Origin of the sequence: Faecalibacterium faecis (genome assembly GCF_040096475.1) — a bacterium.
Classification (GTDB): Bacteria; Bacillota; Clostridia; order Oscillospirales; family Ruminococcaceae; genus Faecalibacterium; species Faecalibacterium taiwanense.
Genome location: NZ_JBBMEP010000005.1, coordinates 87,420 through 107,660, shown reverse-complemented (window position 1 = coordinate 107,660; position 20,241 = coordinate 87,420). Strand labels below are relative to the sequence as shown.

Here is a 20,241-nt window from a genome sequence, read left to right as displayed (position 1 = left end):
TTTTTATTTCAAATCATCTTAAAATACTTCAGCGCCTCCCGGATGGCTCTTTCCTTCTCCGCCGGGCACTTGAGCCGCTTGGGGTTCTCAGCCTTAGGCTTGTTGTAGTTCTGCCGCTCCTTGATGCCGTATTTCTGCTTGACCTGTGCAATATAGAGGTCGCTCACGTTCAGACCGGTGTGTTCCTTGACGTACTCCCGGATCTCTTCATAGGTAGCCTTGGTCTCTGCAGCAGTCACATCCAGTTCATCCATTTTCAGATTCACCGTGATCTTCTGGTAGATATCTAGTTTGGACAATGCGCATACCGTCTCGATATGCTCACTGTGGGGGAACATATCCACCGGCGTGCTGCTCTCCACTTTGTATCCCTTCCGGGTCAGCAGCTCCAGATCCCGGGCCAGCGTGACCGGGTTGCAGCTCACGTAGACCACACGTTTCGGGGCCATGCGGGCCACGCTTTCGATAAACTGCGGCGTAGAGCCCTCCCGCGGCGGGTCCATAAAGATCACGTCTGCGCGTTCACCAGCCGCAGCGGCTTCGCCGATCCACCGGGTGGCATCTGCGGCAAAGAAGCGGGCGTTCTTCACGCCATTGTGCTTTGCATTGCCTATGGCATCGTGCACCGCTTCGCGGTTCACCTCCACGCCCACTACCTGCTTTGCATGGTCGGCGGCGGTCAGGCCGATGGTTCCGATGCCGCAGTAGGCATCCAGCACCACTTCTTTGCCGGTGAGATGCGCCGCGTCCACCGCAAGGCCGTACAGCACTTCGGTCTGGGTATGATTGATCTGGTAAAAACTGCGCGGGCTGATGGCATAGGTCTTGCCGCAGAGGGTATCCAGAATGAAGCCCTTGCCGTACAGCACCTTTTCCATATCGCCCAGCACCACGCTGGTTTTGCGGTCGTTCACGTTCTGGACGATGGTGGTGATGGCCACGCCCTGCTTTCCGGCTTCGGTCAGCAGGGCTTTGACAAAGTTCTTGGCACCCGGCAGCACCGGCTGAGCCGTCACCAGCACCACCATCACCTGCCCGGTCATAACGCCCCGCCGCAGCAGGCAGTGACGCAGAAGGCCGGTGCCCTTATCCTCATTAAAAGGCTGGTAATGGCAGGTGCCCGCTGCCGCACGCACGGCCAGCATGGTCTTATCCAGCACTTCGTCCTGCAAAAGGCAGCTTTCCACCGGCAGCACCTTGTGGCTGTTTGCCGCATAGATGCCGGAGGTAAGTTTTCCACCCCAGCCGGTGGTAAAGGTGGAGATCACCTTGTTCCGATAGTGGTACGGCGTTTCCATGCCCCGGATGTGCTCCACCGGGCCGTACTTTCCCAGCAGCTTTTTCACGGTCTCTTCTTTCTGTTTCAGCTGTGCGGCGTAGTCCATGCCCAGCATCGGGCAGCCGCCGCAGTTTTTGGCACGCAGTTTGCAATCCATCTTCCGCTCTCCTTTTTACCCATAAGGGTCATACAGATCATATTCTTCCGCTTCCAGATGCTTTTCCTCCAGCACCTTCATGGCCTGTTCCAGCTCGCTCTGGCCGCAGCCGCTCTCGCTGACCAGCGCGCGCACCGCCGCCGCAAGGTCGCCGCCAAAGAGGGTATCCAGCCGTTCCCGCATACTCCACACGTTGTAGGCGCGCTGGGTAATGGCCGGAGTGTAGGTATTGCGGTTGCCATCCTTGCCGCTTTTCACCCAGCCTTTCTCCTCCAGCCGGTAAAGAAAGTTGAGCACGGTCGCCGGGGCCCAGCCCTTTGCGCGCAGCTTTTCGTCGATATCCCGCCGGGTCGCGGGCGCACGGCAGGCCCACACCGCCAGCATCACCTGCTCCTCTGCCGCCGAAAGCGGTTTTACACTGTCCGGGATGCCATACATCCTGCTGTTCTCCCTCCTTTCCGCATCTTTTTTGTTTTTACGTTTGTCTTTGTTTTATTATTATACCAATTTCTGCGCCAAAGCGCAAGAGCCGGAAACGCCGATGGAATCAGGCTTTTTCAGCTCTATTTTACATTTGTCTTCGTTTTTGTTTTTCCATTAAGGACATTTGTGTGCTTTGTGCCCGCACAGGGGCTTTTGCGCCGTATCTTTGTGCAAAGATGCTCTTGTTTTCATCCCTGCAAAACCGGTATACTACGGCTACAGCAATCAACAGAACGCACCGCAGAAAACCGCGGTGCTGTGCGATACAGGAAAGGGAGAGTTCATTATGGCACGAGTTTACAACTTCAGCGCAGGCCCCAGCATGCTGCCCGAGAAGGTGCTCAGGCAGGCACAGGCAGAGCTGCTCGAGTATGGCGACAGCGGTCAGAGCGTGATGGAGATGAGCCACCGCAGCAAGTGGTTCGATGCCATCATCAAGGACACCGAGGCCACCCTGCGCCGGGTAATGAACATTCCCGACAACTACAAGGTCGGTTTCTTTCAGGGCGGTGCCACTCAGCAGTTTGCCATGGTCCCGCTGAATTTCATGACCACCGGCAAAGCAGATTACCTTGTCACCGGCAATTTCTCGAACCTTGCCGCCAAGGAAGCCGCCAAGTTCGGCGAGGTGAACATCGTTGCTTCCAGCAAGGACAAGAACTTCACCTACATCCCGGATGTGAACGCCATCAACTATGATAAGGATGCCAGCTACATCCACATCTGCCAGAACAACACCATCTTCGGCACTCAGTTTGTCGAGGTGCCGCAGGTGGAGGGTGTGCCTCTGGTAGCCGACATGAGCTCCATGATCCTCTCCAAGCCCGTGGATGTGACCAAGTACGGCTGCATCTACTTCGGCGTGCAGAAGAATGTAGCTCCCGCCGGCATGGCAATTGCCATCGTCCGCGACGACCTGCTGGGCCATGCCGCCGACAATGTGCCTACCATGATGAACTACACCACTCTGCTGAACAAGGACAGCATGTACAACACGCCCCCCTGCTGGTGCATTTATATGACCGGTCTGGTGCTCAAGTATCTGGAAAACGACATCGGCGGTCTTGCCAACATGCAGAAGATCAACGAAGCCAAGGCCAAAGTGCTGTACGACTATCTGGACGGTCAGGGCTTCTTCACGAATCCTGTGGAGCACCGCTACCGCAGCACCATGAATGTCACCTTCACCAGCCCCAATGCAGATCTGGACAAGAAATTCTGCGCCGAAGCTGCAGAAGCAGGCTTCGTGAACCTGAAGGGCCACCGTCTGGTAGGTGGTATGCGCGCTTCCATTTACAACGCAATGCCCGCCGAGGGTGTGGACAAGCTGGTGGACTTCATGGAGAAGTTCCGCAAGGCAAATGCATAAAACCCTCTCAGCCTCACTTCGTTCGGCAGCTCCCCCGAGGGGGGAGCTTTTTATCAGAGGGACAACTTGATCGAACCCGCTTTCTAAGCTCGCCCATCGGGAGAGCTGGCACGGCGCAAGCCGTGACTGAGAGGGTTCCTGTATAATAGAAGGGAAATCTGGACTATGTACACCATCAAAACTTTGAACGCCATCAGCCCGGTGGGTCTGGCAAAGCTGAACAACAAGCAGTTTGACGTGGCTGTGGACACCGATGCCCCGGACGGCATCCTCGTTCGCAGCGCCGACATGCTGAATACCGCCTTCAACGACAATCTTCTGGCCATCGCCCGCGCCGGTGCCGGCGTGAACAACATCCCGCTGGACCGCTGCAGTGAGCAGGGCATCGTGGTGTTCAACACCCCCGGTGCCAACGCCAACGCTGTGGCCGAGCTGGTGATCGGCATGCTGATCGCCGGCAGCCGCAATGTGGCTGTTGCTGCCCAGTGGTGTCAGGGCCTGACCGGCGACCCCGCCATGGCAAAGACCGTGGAAAAGGGCAAGAAGCAGTTCGTGGGCAACGAGATCAAGGGCAAGACGCTGGGTGTCATCGGTCTGGGTGCCATCGGCTCCCGCGTGGCCAACTGCGCCATTGAGCTGGGCATGGAGGTCTACGGCTACGACCCCTACATCTCCATTGACGCCGCCTGGAACCTGAGCAGTCAGGTACGCCACTGCGTGAACCTGAACGACATGCTGCCCCTGTGCGACTACATCACCATCCATGTGCCCTACCTGCCCACCACCAAGGACACCATCAACGCCCAGACCCTTGCCCTGTGCAAGGACGGCGTGAAGATCCTGAACTACGCCCGCGGCGAACTGGTGAACACCGAAGCCCTGCTGGAAGCCATGGAGACCGGCAAGGTGTCCGGCTACATGACCGACTTCCCGTCTGAGGCCATTCTGGGCAAGCCCGGCATCGTGTGCACCCCGCATCTGGGCGCTTCCACCCCGGAAGCCGAGGACAACTGCGCCGTGATGGCTGCAAAGGAGCTGAGCGACTACCTGAAGAACGGCAACATCATCCACTCGGTGAACATGCCGGAGGTCAACCAGCCCAGAGCCGGCGGCAAGCGCATCTGCATCATCCACAAAAATGAGCCGGGCATGATCAGCCAGATCACCGCCCTGACCACCGAAGCCGGCCTGAACATCGAGAACATGGTGAACAAGAGCAAAAAGAACATGGCCTACACCATGCTGGATGCCACCGGTGCTGTGGACAAGAAGCTGGCCGAAAAGCTGGCTGCCATCCCCGCCGTGATCCGGGTGCGCATCCTGTAAAGCAAAACGGTTTAAAATGTCCGCCGCGTCGCTCTTGGCATCTTCAGCGGAAAACGATTTTTATTTTAGCAACCCGGAAAAGTCTGCGGATTTTTCCGGGTTGCTTTTTCACAGAGAAGGGCCGTAGCGGCAAACCGCATTTCCAAACCAGGATTTTTTACAAGCTGGAAATTCTTTCTCGTCCCATCTGCCGGTTAGTTTCCATTTACAAACTGTAGTTTGTCTCAAAAAACGCGTTAGAGATAGCTTTTTCTAACTACACATCGTAAAAAGTTTACATGTATTAACATTCAAGAAAAAGCTTGAAAATGGTAAATTCTGTGCTACAATAGGCTCGACAGAAGGGAAATGTCCACCCTGTTCTCCGGCTTTTGGGCCGGTATATTCATCTTACAGGTCCTGCGGTGCAGGGCCTCTGACAGGAAATAGAAAAGGTAGGGAAGTTACTATGGATATCAAGAAGATCGCACTGTTCGCCGCCGGCACGTTGTTCGGTTCTGCCGGTTTCAAGCTGCTGTCCAGCAAGGACGCCAAGAAGGTCTACACCCAGACCACTGCTGCTGTGCTGCGCATGAAAGACTCCACCATGGAGACCGTCAGCAAAGTTCAGGAGCAGGCTGGTGACATTCTGGCCGATGCAAAGGCCATCAACGAGGCTCGTGCTGTTGAAGCCGAGGCTGCTGTGATCGAGGATGCCGCCGAGGAGACCACCGAAGAGACCGCTGAGTAATTTTCGGTTCGTAAAGCACTGAAAGCCCCAATGTGGCTTTCGAGCCGCCTTCGGGCGGCTCTTTTTTGTGAGAGTGGGGCCGCAGGCGTGCAGGGTATAGCAGCCTGACGCTGCGGTAAAAAGATAGAGAAGGATATTTGATATATGAAATGTACCATTCTGCATGAAGGCAAAGGCCGGATGCGCGTGCATGTGGAAAACGTCCGCATGACTTTGCACCGTGCCGATGTGCTGGAAGCTTATCTGAACCACCATGATGCCATCGTCCATGCCGCCGTTTACGAGCGCACCGGCGATGTGGTCATTACCTATACCGGCAAGCGCACCGCCGCCATTGCCATTCTGGCAGGCTATAAGTTCGATGTGGCCGAGTATGACGCTTTGGTCACCTCCGCCGACAGCCGCAGGCTGAACCGGGAATATCAAGATAAAATGTTCGATCTGGTGGCAGGCCGCTGCCTGCGCAAGCTGTTCCTGCCCGCGCCCCTTGACGCTGCCTACACGGCATTCCGCTCCATCCGCTTTCTCTGGAAGGGTGTGCGCTGCGTGCTGAGCCGCAGGCTGGAAGTGGAGGTGCTGGACGCTTTGTCCATCGGCGTCTCGCTGCTGCGCGGCGACTTTGGCACCGCCGGTTCTGTCATGTTCCTGCTGAATCTGGGCTCTCTGCTGGAAGAGTGGACCCGCAAGAAGAGTCTGGACGATCTGGCCCGCAGCATGGCCCTGAACGTGGACAAGGTGTGGGTGCGCAGCCAAGGCACCGAAGTGCTGGTGCCTCTGACCAAAGTACGCTCCGGCGATGAGGTGGTCGTGCGCAGCGGCAACATGATCCCGCTGGACGGCACCGTGCTGGAAGGCGAAGCCATGGTGAATCAGGCTGCCCTGACCGGCGAAGCCATGCCGGTGCGCAAGGCAGAGGGGTCCACCCTCTATGCCGGCACCGTTGTGGAGGAGGGCGAGTGTGTCTTTATCGCCAAGGCCGAAGGCGGTTCCAACCGCTACGACAAGATCGTGGCCATGATCGAGGAATCCGAAAAGCTCAAGTCCAACACCGAGAACCGTGCGCTGGTGCTGGCCGACAAGCTGGTGCCATGGTGTCTGGGCGCAACGGTGGTCACCTATCTGCTCACCCGCAACGCCACCCGCGCCATCTCCTGCCTGATGGTGGATTTCTCCTGCGCGCTCAAGCTCTCCATGCCGCTGGCCGTGCTTTCCGCCATGCGCGAGTGCGGCAGCTACCACATCACCGTCAAGGGCGGCAAGTATCTGGAAGCGCTGTCTCAGGCCGACACTATCGTGTTCGACAAGACCGGCACTCTCACCCGTGCCACCCCGCAGGTAGTGGAGGTCGTGCCCTTCTCCGGCTGCAACGAGCGCGAAGTTCTGCAGCTGGCCGCATGTCTGGAAGAGCATTTTCCCCACTCCATGGCCAACGCCGTGGTGCGTGCCGCCAAGGAGCGCGGCATTTCCCATGAGGAGATGCACTCCGAGGTGGAGTACATCGTGGCCCACGGCATTGCAAGCCGCGTGGGCGGCGAGCGCGTGGTCATTGGCAGCCACCACTTCGTCTTTGAGGATGAAAAGTGTACTATCCCCACAGCCGAGCAGCAGAAGTTCGATGCCCTCAAGCCCGCGTATTCGCACCTGTACATGGCAGCCAGCGGGCAGCTGGTGGGCGTCATCTGCATCTCCGACCCGCTGCGCCCGGAAGCTGCGGCTGTGCTGAACGGTCTGCGTGCGCTGGGCATCCGGAACACCGTCATGATGACCGGCGACAGCGAGCGTACCGCTGCCGCCATTGCAAAGCAGGTGGGCGTGGACCGCTTCTTTGCCGAGGTGCTGCCCGAGGACAAGGCAAACTTCGTCCAGCAGGCCAAGGCCGAGGGCCACACCGTGGTGATGATCGGCGACGGCATCAACGACTCCCCCGCCCTGTCCGCTGCCGACATTGGCATCGCCATCAACTCCGGTGCTGCCATCGCCCGCGAAATCGCCGATGTGACCATCAAAGCCGACAGTCTGGAGGAGCTGGTGGCCCTCAAGGCCATCGCCAACTCTCTGCAAAAGCGCGTGCACGCAAACTACCGCTTCGTGCTCACCTTCAACTCGGCCCTCATCGCGCTGGGTGCTCTGGGCATCCTGCAGCCGGCCTCCTCTGCCATGCTGCATAATCTCTCCACCATCGGCATCAGCCTGAAGAGCATGACCAATCTCCTGCCGGAGAACAAGGCTCCGCAGCTGAAAGCATAATTACCGCAAAAAATAACGCCGTGTCTGAACATTCGACACGGCGTTATTTTTTATCTGTTATTCCAGCCCGATCTGCTGTGCATACTCTTCCAGCAGCTCCCGCTCCAGGAACGGAGTCTTGACACCCTCGCGGTCACGGTAGGTCTCGTGGCCCTTGCCAATGACGGCGATCAGGTCGCCCTCCTGCGCGTGATCCACTGCGTAGTGCAGCGCATCCAGACGGTCGGGGATCTCCACGAACTTTGCGTCCGGGTTGCCCTTGTTCATGCCCACGCGGATATCAGCAAGGATGTCCTCCACCTTTTCAAAGCGGTTGTTGTCCTCGGTAAGGATGGAGAAATCGGCCATTTTGGCGCAGATCTCGCCCATGCCGTAGCGGCGCAGCTTGGAGCGGTTGCCGCCGCAGCCGAACACCACCACCAGACGGTGGGGCTTGTAGGCCCGCAGAGTGGTGAGCAGGCTTTCGGTGGACACCTCGTTGTGGGCGTAGTCCAGCAGGATGGTGAACTTCTTGCTGATGGGCACCAGCTCCACGCGGCCCTTGACCACGCACTTGCCAAGGCCGTCGTGGATTGCCTGATCCGGCAGGCCCAGCACCTTGCCCACCGCCAGAGCTGCCAGCGCGTTGTACACGCTGAACTCGCCGGGCATGTTCACCTTCACATCCATCTCGTCCTTGCCGGTCACATGGAACTTCACGCCCAGAAAATCGTGGGTGCGCAGCAGTTCAAAGCCGGTCTCGCGGTAGTCCGCCTGCTCAGCGCGGCCATAGGTGACAAGGCGGCAGGTGTGGCCTTCCAGAAGTGCTTCGGTATTCTCATCGTCAATGTTCACCACGCCCACGTCGCAGCGCTTGAACAGCTGGCCCTTCCAGCTGCGGTACTCCTCAAAGGTCTTGTGCTCGCCGGGGCCGATGTGATCCGGCGAAAGGTTGGTGAACACGCCCACATTGTAGTGCACACCGGCCACGCGGTCCATCATCAGGCCCTGGCTGGAAACTTCCATCAGCGCGGTGTCGCAGCCTGCATCCAGAAATTCCCGAAAGGTCTTTTGCAGCTCGTAGCTTTCGGGGGTGGTGTTGGCAGTATCCTTGTGGCGGCCCATATAATAAATGCCGTTGGTGCCGATCATACCCACCTTGCGGCCCGCTGCTTCCAGCACGCTCTTGATCATGTGGGTGGTAGTGGTCTTGCCCTTGGTGCCGGTCACACCGATCATGGTCATCTTGCGGGACGGGTTGCCGAAGAGGTTCGCGCTCATTAGAGCCATGGCATAGCGGCTGCTTTCCACCTTGACCACGGTCACGCCCGGCAGGGCAGAAAGGTCGATGTCGTGCTGGATGACCAGTGCGCTGACACCCTTTGCCGCACAGTCGGCGGCAAACTCATGGCTGTCACGCTGGGTGCCCACGATGCACACGAACAAAAGGCCCGGTGCCGCCTTGCGGCTGTCGTAGATGATATCCGAGATCTCGGTGTCCAGACTACCCTGCGCAAGGGTAAAGGGCACGCCTTCCAGTAACTGTTCCAGTTTCATACTGCACACACTCCTCAAAACATTTTGTCACATGGGGTTTTCTTCGTTATTTGTGGTCATGCGGGCGGGGTCGGTCAGCGGTGTTTCTTCCGCAGCTGCCGCCGTATCGTCCGCAGGCTGGGCCGCAGCGGCATCCTCTGCACCGTCTGCCGCAGTATCCTCGGCAGCAGAGGTGTCAGGCTCTTCCGGCACGGTCTTTTCCGGCACAACATAACCGGAGGGCAGGGTCGGCTGGCCTTGTGCAAAGTAAATTTTACGGGTGCTGCCCGCGCTGACATGGCTGAAATCCAGTCTGCCGGTGTCGGTAGGGGCACAACCCTTGCCGTCGGCGTTGGTCAGCACATAGCGTGCGCGATCCAGCTTATAATCCAGATCGTTCCGTGTACCCAGAAGCACACTGACACGATCCTGATACAAAAATGCCATCTGGTCGGTGTCCGCAAATTCCATGCGGGTCACATCGTCCAGCATCCCATACTCTTCCAGCTTTGCCTGCAGCTCATTCAGCGCATCCAGACGGTCGTCCGTCTGCACCGCTGCCGAAGCTGCTGCCGAACCGGATGCATCCGATGCCGCCGGGTCTGCCTGCGCTGCAAAGGTCAGCTGGTCGCCGGGTGTCACCGACACCGGCTCGCCGCCGTATAGGGTCTTGAGTTCTTCCGGCTGGGCAGACTCGCAGGCTAGGATCTTGAACTGATCCGAGAGGGTCAGCCAGCCGCTCTTCGTCTGCATGGCATAGGTAGGCACCGCCTCGGTCACCTGCACCACCACCGTGTTGGGGTAATCCCGAACCACCCTGATGGATTCCAGCAGCGGGAACTGCTTTTCCAGTTCCGCTTCCTTGGCGGCAGGGTCAAAGCTGAAAATGTTCTCTTCGGTCTGCACACCCAGTGCCTGCAGGATCTGGCTGCTGGAATAGCCGCCCACCTCCTGCACCACGGTGCCGTCCGGCGTCTGCACCTGAATGGTGCCGATCTTAAACAGCATGGTCATGGTCAGGTAAACACCGGCGGCGATCACGGCCAGCAGGGTCACAAAGGCCATCAGCCGCCGCAGCATCCGCCGCCGCTTCAGTGCGGCGCGGGTCAGGCGGCGCTTCTTGCGTTTTTCCCGCTGTACCGGGTCGCGTGGCTGCTGTTGTGCCGGGCGCAGACGCTGGTTTTTGTAGCGCTGCTGTGCTGCCTGAGCTGCTGTCTTGCGCGGCTTCTGCCCCTGTGAACGGCGCTGCTGCGGCTTGCGGGCCGTGCCGGATGCACGCTGCTCCGGCTGGGCCGTGCGGCTTCGCTGCGCGGTACGGTTCCGGTTCTGGCCGCTGGTGCGCCGGGTGCCGCTCTGTTCGGTGCGGCGCGGCTGCGAAGGGAACTCGATGCTGTTATCGGTACGGGTGCGGCGCACCGTACCATTGGCGGTGCGGTCCGGCGCAAAGCTCAGCGGTTCCCCGTTGAAGCCATAGCGCCCGTCCGCACTGCCGGAAGATCCTTTTTGTTGTGAAGGCGGCGGAGTATGCTGCAGGTCTTTCCGCAGGTCGTAGATATTGCCGTTGTTTCTGTTATTGCGGTATTGCTGCATGGCGCACACCTCCTTTCCGGTTTAGGTTTTGTTTTACTTCTGCACCAGTTTCATCAGAGCGTCTGCAATACGGTCAAGGCTGTCATCCACCGACAGGCTGCGGGCATTTTTGCCCATCTCAGCCAGCTTGCCGGGCTGTGCCAGCATGTCGGACACCGTGCTCACCAGCTTTTCGCCGGTCAGGTCTTTTTCCTCGATCACCACAGCGGCATCGGCCTTCTGCAGTTCCATGGCATTGAAGTACTGGTGGTTCTCAGCCACATTGGGGCTGGGGATGAGCACGGCTGCACGGCCAACAGCTTCCAGCTCGGCCAGCGTCAGCGCACCGGCGCGGCTGATGACAAGGTCTGCCGCAGCCAGCAGTTCCGGCATATTGTTGATGTATTCCTTCACCACAAGGCCGTCGCCCTCCGCGAAGTTCTTTTCCTTTTCCAGATCCTTGAACAGCTGCACACCGTACTGGCCGGTAGCGTGGAGATGCAGCACCGGCTTCTTCTCGTGCTGTTCCCATGCACACAGGTCAGCCACCACCTCGTTGACGCGGCGTGCGCCAAGGCTGCCGCCGAAGGAAAGGATCACCGTGCGGTCGCCCGCGCCCAGCTCAGCGCGGATGGCATCGCGGTCCTTTGCCTTGGTGAACACCTCCGGGCGCACCGGATTGCCCACCACGATGGTCTTATCAGGTGCGCCCAGCTTTTCCACAGCAGCAGGCACGGCGGCAAACACGAGATCCACATCCGGTGCCAGCAGCTTGTTGGTCACGCCGGGGAAGGCGTTCTGCTCATGAATGGCGGTGTGGATGCCCATTTTGGCGGCACAGCGCACCACCGGGCCGGACACATAGCCGCCGCAGCCGATCACAAGATCGGGTTTGACCTCCTTCATAATGGCCTTTGCCTTGGGGCCAGAGAGGGCCAGATTCCACAGCGTAACGATGTTGCGCTTGATGTTGTTCAGCGACAGCCTGCGCTGGAAACCGGTGATCTCGATATGGTGGAAGGGATAGCCCGCCTGTCCTACCAGACGGTACTCCATGCCCTCCTTGCGGCCGGCAAAGTGGATCTCGGCAGAAGGGTCTGCCTTTTTGATAGCACCTGCAATGGCAAGTGCCGGGTTGATATGGCCGGCAGTGCCGCCGGCAGCGATCAGAACTCGCATGACGATTCCTCCTCTATTATTAGTGCATCTGGTAGTGCATCTGGGCAGGCCATCGGGGAGCTTCCCACTGGCCTGCGCCCTCAAAACAGTCGTTACAGTTCATTGCGCGCACGGCGGGCATCGTCCAGATTGATGGTACGGTCCTTCAGCTCCGCATCACGCTGAGCCTTTGCAGCCTGCCGCTGTGCGTGGGCCGCTGCCCTCTGCTGCGCCGCCCGCTCTCCGTTGCGCCCAATGTTCACCATCACGCCCATTTCTGCCAGCAGCAAGATCAGACTGGTGCCGCCGGACGAGAAAAACGGAAGGCTGATGCCGGTATTCGGGATGGTGTTGGTGACCACGGCGATGTTGCAGAACACCTGCCAGGCGATCTGCGCCATAATGCCAATTCCCACCATGGTGCAGAACTGGTTCTCGGCCTTATAGGCGATCATCAGGCCCTGCGCTATGAGCAGTATGAACAGCACGATGATGAGCACCGCACCGATGAAGCCCAACTCTTCGCACACCACACTGAAGATGAAGTCGTTGGTGCTTTCCGGCAGCCAGAGCTGCTTTTCCACGCTGTTGCCAAGGCCAAGGCCCTTCAGTCCGCCGGAGCCGATGGCGTACAAGCTCTGCTTGGTCTGGTCGTTCAGCGCTTCCAGATCATCGGACCATGTGTTCAGGCGGTCCTGCAGATAGCCAATGGATTCCACCAGCGTCAGGGCCGGTTTCAGCAGCAGAGCCGCCGCTGCGGCCCCGCACCATGTCAATACACCGCCGCAGCCGGTCAGCATGAGGATGGTGCCCACGATGGCGGTGGTCAGCAGGATACCGGACATGTGCGGCTCTAAAAACAGCAGCAGCACCACCGGCACCAGCGGCAGCACCGGCACGATCAGCTGCCTTACGATGCGGATGAACAACCAATCCTTTGGCTTGATTTTTTCTCTCAGCGACGGGCTGAACCGGCCGATCTGCGGCGCACTTGCCGCCAGATGGGACGAGAGCAGGATCATCTCAAACTTTGCCACCTCAGAGGTTTGCAGAGTCAGACCGCCCAGACGGATCCAGCGGCGGCAGCCGTTCAGCGGTGCAAAGGTCAGCGTGACGGCCAGCATAGCCAGCACCACCCAGTACAGCGGCTTGCTCGCCCAGCGCAGAAAGCGGTGATCCACATAGCTCATGACTACCATACAGCCAATGCCAATGGCCGTGCAGATAGCCTGCTGCTTGATGTAGTGCAGGCTGTCGCCCATGCGCAGGTAGCCGGTGGTGTAGCTTGCGCTGTACAGCATTACAAGGCCGAACACCATGATAATGGCCAGCGTTGCCAGCCAGTTGAGCAGCAGCCGGTTCCACGGTCCCGGGTCCCGCTGCAGCGGCGGCACCCATGCACTTTCTTTTTGGTTTTTATGTTGTCTGCGGGTGGCTGCCATTGCCACGCCCCCTTATTTTCAGAATCAGGCGCTCAGGCCCAGCGTGCCAGACGCACGGCCAGCGCCAGCCCGCACACGCTCAGTGCGCACAGGCTGTAAAAAATATTCACTGCACTCATGCCGCGCTTTTCCAGCCAGCGGTGCAGCGGTGCCGCCGCAAACAGCGGCCTGCCCTTCCAGCGGCAGAACAGGACCTGCAGCACCACCATGCCGCCCTCCACCCAGAAGGGCAGTGCCAGCGGGATGCTCAGCTCTGCGTAGCCAATGCACAGCGGAATGCAGCCAATGGCTCCCGCTGCATACAAGCAGCCGCACCGGCCGGGGTGCAGCTTTGCCGGTGGAAAATCCCACAGCAGAAAGGCCATCAGTGCACCGGCCAGTGCCGCCGGGAATACTGCCAGCGGGAACCAGCCCAGCTGCGTTTCCAGCATCATCAGGCCCAGCATGGCCGCAAAGGCCGCGCCGCACACCGTGCCGTCGGCACCGTCGGCCACGCGGGCCGCCTCGGCCATCGCCACCAGCAGCACAGCCCACAGCAGCGGTGCCAGCGTACATTTCACATAACCTGCTCCCGGCAGGATCAGCCCTGTGGGCAGGCACCCGTTCAGTGCCAGCAGGCCCAGCACCAGCGCTGCAGCGATGCATTCCAGTGCAAGGCGCTGCGTACGACGCAGGCCAAGGCCCAAACCGTTCGGGTAGCGGCTGCGGATGCGGGCCAGATCATCGGCCAGCCCCACTGCGCCAAAGGCCAGCGACCCCAGCAGTGCAATGAGCAGGCGGGAGGTCATCTGCCGGTCGCTGCCAAGCAGGGAAGGCTGTGCAGCACATGCGGCCAGCCAGCCCACGCCCACAGCGGCAAGGGTGCCCACCATCAGGCACAGCCCGCCCATGGTAGGCACCGGGCTGTCCGGGGCATCGCTGTCCGGCTGTGTACCGCGTGCCGCACGCTGCAGCTCCCGCAGCAGCGGCACCATCATATTGCCGAGCGCCGCAGTCAGCACAAAACCCAGCACCGACGCGACGACCAAGGCGAAACGAATCATTTTTCAATCTCCAAATTCATGCCAAAGGGTTATTCTTCGGCATCTTTCTGCTCTGCGTAGAAAATTTCCAGCACTTTTTCCAGCGCCATGCCGCGGCTTGCCTTCACCAGCAGGGCATCGCCCGGCTCTATCCGGTTCAGCAGAGCATCCGCTGCCTCGCGGTAGTTGTTGGCATGGAGGGTCTTGACCCCCTTGGCCGCAGCCACCACAGCCGTGCGCTTTGCGTTTTCGCCGTAGGTCACAAGGCAGTACAGATCACTCTCCGCAGCCAGACGGCCCAGCTCCTCGTGGGCTTCGCGGGACAGCTCGCCCAGCTCCAGCATATCGCCCAGCAGGGCAAAGCGGCGCTTGCAGGGGAATTCCTTGAACATGGCAAGCGCGGCCTTCATGCTGTCGGGGTTTGCATTGTAGCAATCCTCAATGACGGTAACGCCCTTGCTGTGCACCACCTTCTGGCGGCGGCCGGTCTGCTCAAAATTGGAAAGCCCCTTGATGACACCGCGCGGGTCGCAGCCCAAGCGGGTGGCGGCGCAGTAGGCAGCCAGAGCGTTTGCCACATTGTGCTTGCCCATGGCCGGGATCTTGACCACAAAGGTGCCCTCTTCCTGATCTTCCAGCACAAAGCTCATGCCGTCCTCTTCCTGCCGGATGGACAGTGCACACACATCAGCGTTCTCATCTGCCAGACTGAACCATACCGGCTTCACGTGGGCGGGCAGCTTTGCGGCGCGCAGGAACTTATCATCATAGTTCAGCACCAGCGGTGCACCCTCCGGCAGGCCGTTGCAGATCTCCAGCTTTGCCTTGCAGATGTTCTCCTGACTACCCAGATTGCCGATGTGGGACACACCGATGCAGGTAATGATGCCCACATCCGGGCGTGCGGCCCGGGCCAGACGGTCGATCTCGCCCGCATGGCTCATGCCCATCTCGATCACGGCATACTCAGTGCTGCTTTCCAGCCGCATCAGGGTGCGGGGCATGCCCAGTTCATTGTTCTGGTTGCCCTCGGTCTTGATGGTCTCGCCAAAGCCTGCAAGGGCGGCGTAGGTCATCTGCTTGGTGGTGGTCTTGCCCACGCTGCCGGTCACACCCACCATCTTGGGGTGATACTGGCTGCGGTAGTTCGCGCCCATCACCATCATGGCGTGGTAGCTGTCCGGGCAGAGGATGGCCTTTTCCGCAGGCACGCCCTCCACCGGGTGGTTCACCACCACATAAACAGCACCGTTCTCCAGTGCTTTGGCCGCAAAATCGTGGCCGTCAAATTTTTCACCCGGGAACGCTACAAAAATGCAGCCGGGCCGCACCTCGCGGCTGTCGGTGGTCACCAGTTCCACCTGCACCTCTTCCCGGATGAAGTCTGCGGGCACCAGCCCTGCCAGAAGCTTGCTTGCAGAAATTTTTTCCATTGTTCATGTCCCCTCTCTTTTATCTTGTAAAACCCTCTCAGTCAATGCCTGCGGCATTGCCAGCTCCCCCGAAAGGGGAGCTCTTTTGCATCTTACGATAAAGTGCAGTTCTTCAGAAGATTCACTTTACCGTGCCCACTCATAAAGCTCGCCCTTCGGGAGAGCTGGCGCGCAAGCGCCTGAGAGGGTTCTTGTTACCCACAGGTAATGGTCACGACGGTGCCGCGCTGCACACTGGAACCGGGGTCTGCACTCTGGGCCTGCACGGTGCCGTTCGCATTGCCCTCCACCACACAGTTCAATCCGGCGGCAGACAGCATCTGGCGGGCAAAGTCCGCGCTCTTGCCGGTCACATCCGGCACATCGGTATGGCTGCCCTCATAGGTATCGGTATACAGGTACACGGTGGTGCCGTAGGCCACCTTTGCACCCGCGTGCGGATACTGGTAGGTGACAGCTGCTGCCGCCTGACTGGTGGTGCTTTCGGCCAGCTGATGCCTGAGGCCCTTGATGTTCAGCTGCACCTGCGCACTGCTCCACTCGGTGCCCACCAGATTCGGCACAGTGACCACAGTCTGGCTGCGATCCTCGCCGTCGGCGGCAATGCCAAGGTAGGGTGCGATCTCGCTGATGATGTTGCCCACAACGGGCGCTGCCAGCAGGGACGAGTAGTCCGTTCTGGCGTTGTTGGGGTCATCCAGCATCACATAGACGATGATCTCCGGGTCGTCGGCGGGCAGGACAGCGGCAAAGGATGCCACTTTCTTGTAGTCACCGTCGGCGCGGCGGTCCATGTTCAGCTGTTCGGAAGTGCCGGACTTGCCGCCGATACGGTAGCCGGACACATAGGCATACTTGCCGCCGCCGGTACCGGCACCCACCTCATATTCCATGATCTGGCGGATCACATTGCTGGTGCTCTCGCTGATGACCTGACGGCGCACATTGGCACCGATCTCCTCGATCACGTTGCCATTTGCATCGGTGATCTTATCCACCACATGGGGCGTGACCAGATAGCCGCCGTTGACGGCCGCGGCCACAGCGGTGCACATCTGCAGCGGGGTGATGGCCATTGCCTGACCAAAGGCCGAGGAAGCCAGCTGCACTTCGCCCAGCTGGTTGGCCTTATAATACTGCATGAAGCCCGTCTCACTGGGCAGGTCCACGCCGGTGCGGCTGGTAAAGCCAAAGGCATCGAAGTAGTTATAGAAGGTCTGGGAGCCAACGCGCTGACCCAGCTGGATATAGTAGATATTGCAGCTCTGGCGCAGAGCTTCGGCCAGTGTGATGGTGCCGTGGGCTTTGTGGCCTGCGCAGTGGTAGGTCTCCTTTGCCACGCCGTAAGCACCGGCGCAGGTAAAGGTGGTGTTGATGTTTGCAAGGCCGGAGTCCACGCCCATGGCCGAGGTGATCACCTTGAACACACTGCCGGGGTAGTACAACTCGGTGATGGCCTTGTTTTTCCACTGGATATCGCGGAAGTAGCCGGAGTAATCGCCCTCCTCGTCCAGAATGCGGTTGCCGTTTGCATCCTTCAGCTCGTTGCCGTTCTCATCCTTTTTGTAGATGCCGTACAGCTCCGGCTCAGCGCGCACCAGCTCGTTGAGGTAATCCAGATTTGCGCTGTAGTCCAGCGGGTCGTTGGGGTCAAAATCCGGCTTGGAAGCCATGGCAAGGATGGCACCGGTCTTGACGTTCATCACGATGGCGCAGCCGCGGTTCTCCACCGTGTTGGCTGCAATGGCTTCGTTCAGATACCGTTCCACGATCTCCTGCACATTCACATCCAGCGAAAGCACCAGATTGGAGCCATCCTTGGCTGCAAAGGTGGTGGCATTCTCGTCCGCAATGGCGTTGCCGTAGGCATTGCGCTGGGTAATGGTGCGGCCATCCACACCGGCCAGCGTGGACTGATAGGATTTTTCCAGACCGTAAGTACCAATGCCGTCCGCATCGGTAAAGCCCAGCACTGCCGCTGCAAACGCTCCGTAGGGGTAATTGCGCTGGAAGCTCTTCTCGCTGCCGACCGAGATGTTGCCCTTGCGGGAGGTCTCAGTGGCACGCTTGTGTGCCTTGTTGAACTGGGAAACGTAGGATTCGATGGACAGCTTGACAGCGTTGTTCACCTTGGTGGCCAGCACCTGATACTTGGTGTCCATCTTGGAAAGTGCATCGTAAACCTTCTGGTACTGGGTCTGGTACGCTTCCGAGGAAGTGTCCACCGCGTCCAGACTTTCGCCGTCGCCGGAAAGCAGGCGCAGGGTCAGTTCCCGGCTGACCTCGGCGCACATGGCCGTGTCCAGCGTGCGCACCGCCTCCTCATCCTTGCCGGTGGTGGTATATAAGATTTTGCTGTTGTCCGGGTCGGCCCAGATGGTCCACACCACGCTGGTGGAGGCCAGCGTGATGCCGGAGGTATCGTAGATCTCGCCGCGGGTGGCCTTGATGGTGGTATCCAGCAGCTGCTGCTTTGCGGCCAGCTGGCGGTAGGTGTCACCGTTTTTGATCTGGATATCATACAGGCTGTAGGTCACACGGGCCGCAGCAAGGCCCATGACCACAAGGGCCAGACCGCCGCAGATCAGACTGGTTCTGGGGTTCATGCGGGCACCGGTGCTGGTTTCCGGCCAGGGGCCTTTTATTTTTTTGATGAATTTTCGGAAGAATTTCCACATGGTATGCTCCTGCGGCAGCGGGCATTTGCTGCCTTCTGCCGCGCTTTTGTCAAATTTGGAACTGCCCTGCAAACAGGGTGTATAAACCGAAAAAGCGTGCGCTGCCGCACGCTTTCCCGTATTTGGTTCACTTTACAGTGCCAAGAATGTTCACGGCACCGTTGTAGATAAAGTCGGTCCACTGCCGCACAGCGGACTGGGTGCGCTCCAGCGTGTCGCTCTCGCCCAAACGGATGTAGGTGATCTGGCTCTGATCAATTTTCATCAGGCCCAGCCTGCCGGCCGTCTCTTCCACGCTGGTAATGTTGGTCTTGCTGTTCAGGGTGCTGTTATAGTAAGTATACTGGCTCTGCTCACTGACCAGCTGAGCCTTTGCGTCCTGAATCTGGTCGTTCAGCTCCACCAGCTTGGACTCGCTCCACAGCAGGCTGATGGCAAACCCCACCAGCAGTGCTGCTGCTACCAGATGCATGGCGTTGTGCACCGCTGCCTGCAGCGGCGAAAGCCGACGCTTGCCGCCCTTTGCTACCCGCAGATCTGCCTTGCGCTGTGTCTGCGGGGCTTTTCTGCGGCGTACCGCGTTATAATCATATGCTGCCTGACCCATGGTTTGCTCTCCTCCTCACACAACGGCTTCTGCCGTTCAGCATTTTTCCAAAACTCTCAGGTGGGCGGACCGGCTGCGCCGGTTCTCTTCCAATTCCTGACTGTTTGCTTCAATGGGTTTGCGGGTGATCAGCTTTGCTTTGGCTTTGCCGCCGCATACGCACACCGGAAACTCCGGCGGGCAGGTGCACGCGGTGGACCAGCGGCGAAATTTGTTCTTCACCAGCCGGTCCTCCAGCGAGTGGAAGGTGATCACGCACAGCCGGCCGCCCGGCGCAAGGTGATCAAAAATGGTGTCCAAGCCTTCTTCCAGCGCATCCAGTTCATGGTTCACTGCAATGCGCAGCGCCTGAAAGGTGCGGCGGGAAGGGTTCTTGTTTTTGCGGCGTTCCGCCGGGGGCATGGCGCTGGCCACGATGTCTGCCAGCTGCAGGGTCGTTTCGATGGGAGAATTCTCCCTTGCCTCCACGATCCTGCCCGCGATCTGCCATGCGAAAGGTTCTTCGCCGTAATCCCGCAGAATGCGTGCCAGCTCTTCGCGGCTCTCGGTGTTCACAAGGTCCGCTGCCGTTTCGCCCTGCTGGCTCATCCGCATGTCCAGCGGTGCATCCGCACGGTAGGAAAAGCCGCGGGCCGCATCGTCCAGCTGATGGCTGGAAACGCCCAGATCCAGCAGCGCGCCGTTGACCTTGTCGATGCCAAGGCTTTCCAGAGCTTGTCCGGCATAGCGGAAGTTGATCTGCACCACCGTGGCAGGCAGGCCCGCAAGGCGGGCACGCGCGGTCTGCACCGCGTCCGGGTCCTGATCCAGCGAGATCAGCCTGCCGCCCTTTTCTGCATCCAGCCGCAAGGCGATCTGGCGAGAATGTCCCGCGCCGCCTGCAGTGCCGTCAAGGTAGGTGCCGGCCGGATCAATGGAAAGACCCTCCAGACACTCGTTCAGCAGAACGGGGATATGCTCAAACGAGGCCGGGTCAAAGGCTGCTTGTGTTTCAAGTTCCATCGCTGCGGCCTCCTTTCTCAGTTCATAAGCTTTCCGTGTTCCGGGTACTGTGCACACAGCGCACACTTTTACCCGATAACACAGTTTTATTTTAACAAATCAGGCCCCTGATTGCAAGGGTTTGTGCTCCCGTTTTTGCCGCAAAATGCAACAAAAAAAGTCCCTGTCGGCCGTCATTTCTGCCTGCAGGAACTTTGGTTTTTGCCGTATGTGTAATTTGTGTG

At 59.3% G+C, this 20,241-nt stretch carries 15 protein-coding genes; 4 read left to right on the top strand and 11 right to left on the bottom strand.

Going from position 1 to position 20,241, the window contains the following annotated elements; genetic code table 11:
- Positions 1-8 precede the first annotated feature (8 nt).
- Entirely contained in the window at positions 9-1,436 is a 1,428-nt protein-coding gene (rlmD, locus tag WMO17_RS03875; RefSeq protein ID WP_349137521.1) for a 23S rRNA (uracil(1939)-C(5))-methyltransferase RlmD, read from the bottom strand.
- 15 nt (positions 1,437-1,451) lie between these two features.
- Complete coding sequence (locus WMO17_RS03870; protein ID WP_349137520.1) at positions 1,452-1,874, bottom strand: BlaI/MecI/CopY family transcriptional regulator; 423 nt, start codon at positions 1,872-1,874, stop codon at positions 1,452-1,454.
- Between the two features lie 331 nt (positions 1,875-2,205).
- Here WMO17_RS03870 and serC point away from each other — a divergent pair, with 331 nt between their 5' ends.
- The 4 genes from serC (at position 2,206) to WMO17_RS03850 (ending at position 7,591) form a co-directional block, all read left to right on the top strand.
- Complete coding sequence (gene serC, locus WMO17_RS03865; protein ID WP_349137519.1) at positions 2,206-3,288, top strand: 3-phosphoserine/phosphohydroxythreonine transaminase; 1,083 nt, start codon at positions 2,206-2,208, stop codon at positions 3,286-3,288.
- Between the two features lie 165 nt (positions 3,289-3,453).
- Complete coding sequence (locus tag WMO17_RS03860; RefSeq protein WP_349137518.1) at positions 3,454-4,614, top strand: phosphoglycerate dehydrogenase; 1,161 nt, start codon at positions 3,454-3,456, stop codon at positions 4,612-4,614.
- Positions 4,615-5,062: 448 nt separating this feature from the next.
- Positions 5,063-5,344, top strand: a complete 282-nt coding sequence (locus WMO17_RS03855; RefSeq protein WP_005944105.1) for a DUF6110 family protein — start codon at positions 5,063-5,065, stop codon at positions 5,342-5,344.
- Positions 5,345-5,488: 144 nt separating this feature from the next.
- Entirely contained in the window at positions 5,489-7,591 is a 2,103-nt protein-coding gene (locus WMO17_RS03850; RefSeq protein ID WP_349137517.1) for a heavy metal translocating P-type ATPase, read from the top strand.
- 57 nt (positions 7,592-7,648) lie between these two features.
- Here the strand turns inward: WMO17_RS03850 and WMO17_RS03845 are convergent, their stop codons facing one another.
- From WMO17_RS03845 to rsmH, 9 genes are all read right to left on the bottom strand, one after another.
- Entirely contained in the window at positions 7,649-9,127 is a 1,479-nt protein-coding gene (locus WMO17_RS03845) for a UDP-N-acetylmuramoyl-L-alanyl-D-glutamate--2,6-diaminopimelate ligase (protein WP_349137516.1), read from the bottom strand.
- 27 nt (positions 9,128-9,154) lie between these two features.
- The gene (locus WMO17_RS03840; protein ID WP_349137515.1) at positions 9,155-10,696 is read right to left on the bottom strand and encodes an FtsQ-type POTRA domain-containing protein; all 1,542 of its coding nucleotides are present in this window, start codon (positions 10,694-10,696) and stop codon (positions 9,155-9,157) included.
- Positions 10,697-10,729: 33 nt separating this feature from the next.
- Complete coding sequence (murG, locus tag WMO17_RS03835) at positions 10,730-11,854, bottom strand: undecaprenyldiphospho-muramoylpentapeptide beta-N-acetylglucosaminyltransferase (protein ID WP_097774340.1); 1,125 nt, start codon at positions 11,852-11,854, stop codon at positions 10,730-10,732.
- Between the two features lie 92 nt (positions 11,855-11,946).
- On the bottom strand, positions 11,947-13,275 hold the full coding sequence (locus WMO17_RS03830) for an FtsW/RodA/SpoVE family cell cycle protein (RefSeq protein WP_097774339.1): 1,329 nt from the start codon (positions 13,273-13,275) through the stop codon (positions 11,947-11,949).
- 32 nt (positions 13,276-13,307) lie between these two features.
- On the bottom strand, positions 13,308-14,318 hold the full coding sequence (locus tag WMO17_RS03825) for a glycosyl transferase family 4 (RefSeq protein ID WP_349137514.1): 1,011 nt from the start codon (positions 14,316-14,318) through the stop codon (positions 13,308-13,310).
- 29 nt (positions 14,319-14,347) lie between these two features.
- Positions 14,348-15,730, bottom strand: a complete 1,383-nt coding sequence (locus tag WMO17_RS03820; RefSeq protein ID WP_118528655.1) for a UDP-N-acetylmuramoyl-tripeptide--D-alanyl-D-alanine ligase — start codon at positions 15,728-15,730, stop codon at positions 14,348-14,350.
- A 194-nt stretch (positions 15,731-15,924) separates the two neighbouring features.
- A complete protein-coding gene (locus WMO17_RS03815) occupies positions 15,925-18,408 on the bottom strand; it encodes a penicillin-binding transpeptidase domain-containing protein (RefSeq protein ID WP_349137513.1) in 2,484 nt (827 codons plus the stop codon).
- Between the two features lie 127 nt (positions 18,409-18,535).
- Complete coding sequence (locus WMO17_RS03810) at positions 18,536-19,015, bottom strand: hypothetical protein (RefSeq protein WP_005944079.1); 480 nt, start codon at positions 19,013-19,015, stop codon at positions 18,536-18,538.
- Between the two features lie 36 nt (positions 19,016-19,051).
- Positions 19,052-20,017: a 16S rRNA (cytosine(1402)-N(4))-methyltransferase RsmH gene (rsmH, locus tag WMO17_RS03805; RefSeq protein WP_005944076.1), complete on the bottom strand. Its 966-nt coding sequence runs from the start codon at positions 20,015-20,017 to the stop codon at positions 19,052-19,054.
- Between the last annotated feature and the right edge of the window lie 224 nt (positions 20,018-20,241).

Bases quoted from the DNA above. Each gene is read 5' to 3' on its own strand.
- rlmD (WP_349137521.1), bottom strand. From the start codon at position 1,436: ATGGATTGCAAACTGCGTGCCAAAAACTGCGGCGGCTGCCCGATGCTG.
- WMO17_RS03870 (WP_349137520.1), bottom strand. From the start codon at position 1,874: ATGTATGGCATCCCGGACAGTGTAAAACCGCTTTCGGCGGCAGAGGAG.
- serC (WP_349137519.1), top strand. From the start codon at position 2,206: ATGGCACGAGTTTACAACTTCAGCGCAGGCCCCAGCATGCTGCCCGAG.
- WMO17_RS03860 (WP_349137518.1), top strand. From the start codon at position 3,454: ATGTACACCATCAAAACTTTGAACGCCATCAGCCCGGTGGGTCTGGCA.
- WMO17_RS03855 (WP_005944105.1), top strand. From the start codon at position 5,063: ATGGATATCAAGAAGATCGCACTGTTCGCCGCCGGCACGTTGTTCGGT.
- WMO17_RS03850 (WP_349137517.1), top strand. From the start codon at position 5,489: ATGAAATGTACCATTCTGCATGAAGGCAAAGGCCGGATGCGCGTGCAT.
- WMO17_RS03845 (WP_349137516.1), bottom strand. From the start codon at position 9,127: ATGAAACTGGAACAGTTACTGGAAGGCGTGCCCTTTACCCTTGCGCAG.
- WMO17_RS03840 (WP_349137515.1), bottom strand. From the start codon at position 10,696: ATGCAGCAATACCGCAATAACAGAAACAACGGCAATATCTACGACCTG.
- murG (WP_097774340.1), bottom strand. From the start codon at position 11,854: ATGCGAGTTCTGATCGCTGCCGGCGGCACTGCCGGCCATATCAACCCG.
- WMO17_RS03830 (WP_097774339.1), bottom strand. From the start codon at position 13,275: ATGGCAGCCACCCGCAGACAACATAAAAACCAAAAAGAAAGTGCATGG.
- WMO17_RS03825 (WP_349137514.1), bottom strand. From the start codon at position 14,318: ATGATTCGTTTCGCCTTGGTCGTCGCGTCGGTGCTGGGTTTTGTGCTG.
- WMO17_RS03820 (WP_118528655.1), bottom strand. From the start codon at position 15,730: ATGGAAAAAATTTCTGCAAGCAAGCTTCTGGCAGGGCTGGTGCCCGCA.
- WMO17_RS03815 (WP_349137513.1), bottom strand. From the start codon at position 18,408: ATGTGGAAATTCTTCCGAAAATTCATCAAAAAAATAAAAGGCCCCTGG.
- WMO17_RS03810 (WP_005944079.1), bottom strand. From the start codon at position 19,015: ATGGGTCAGGCAGCATATGATTATAACGCGGTACGCCGCAGAAAAGCC.
- rsmH (WP_005944076.1), bottom strand. From the start codon at position 20,017: ATGGAACTTGAAACACAAGCAGCCTTTGACCCGGCCTCGTTTGAGCAT.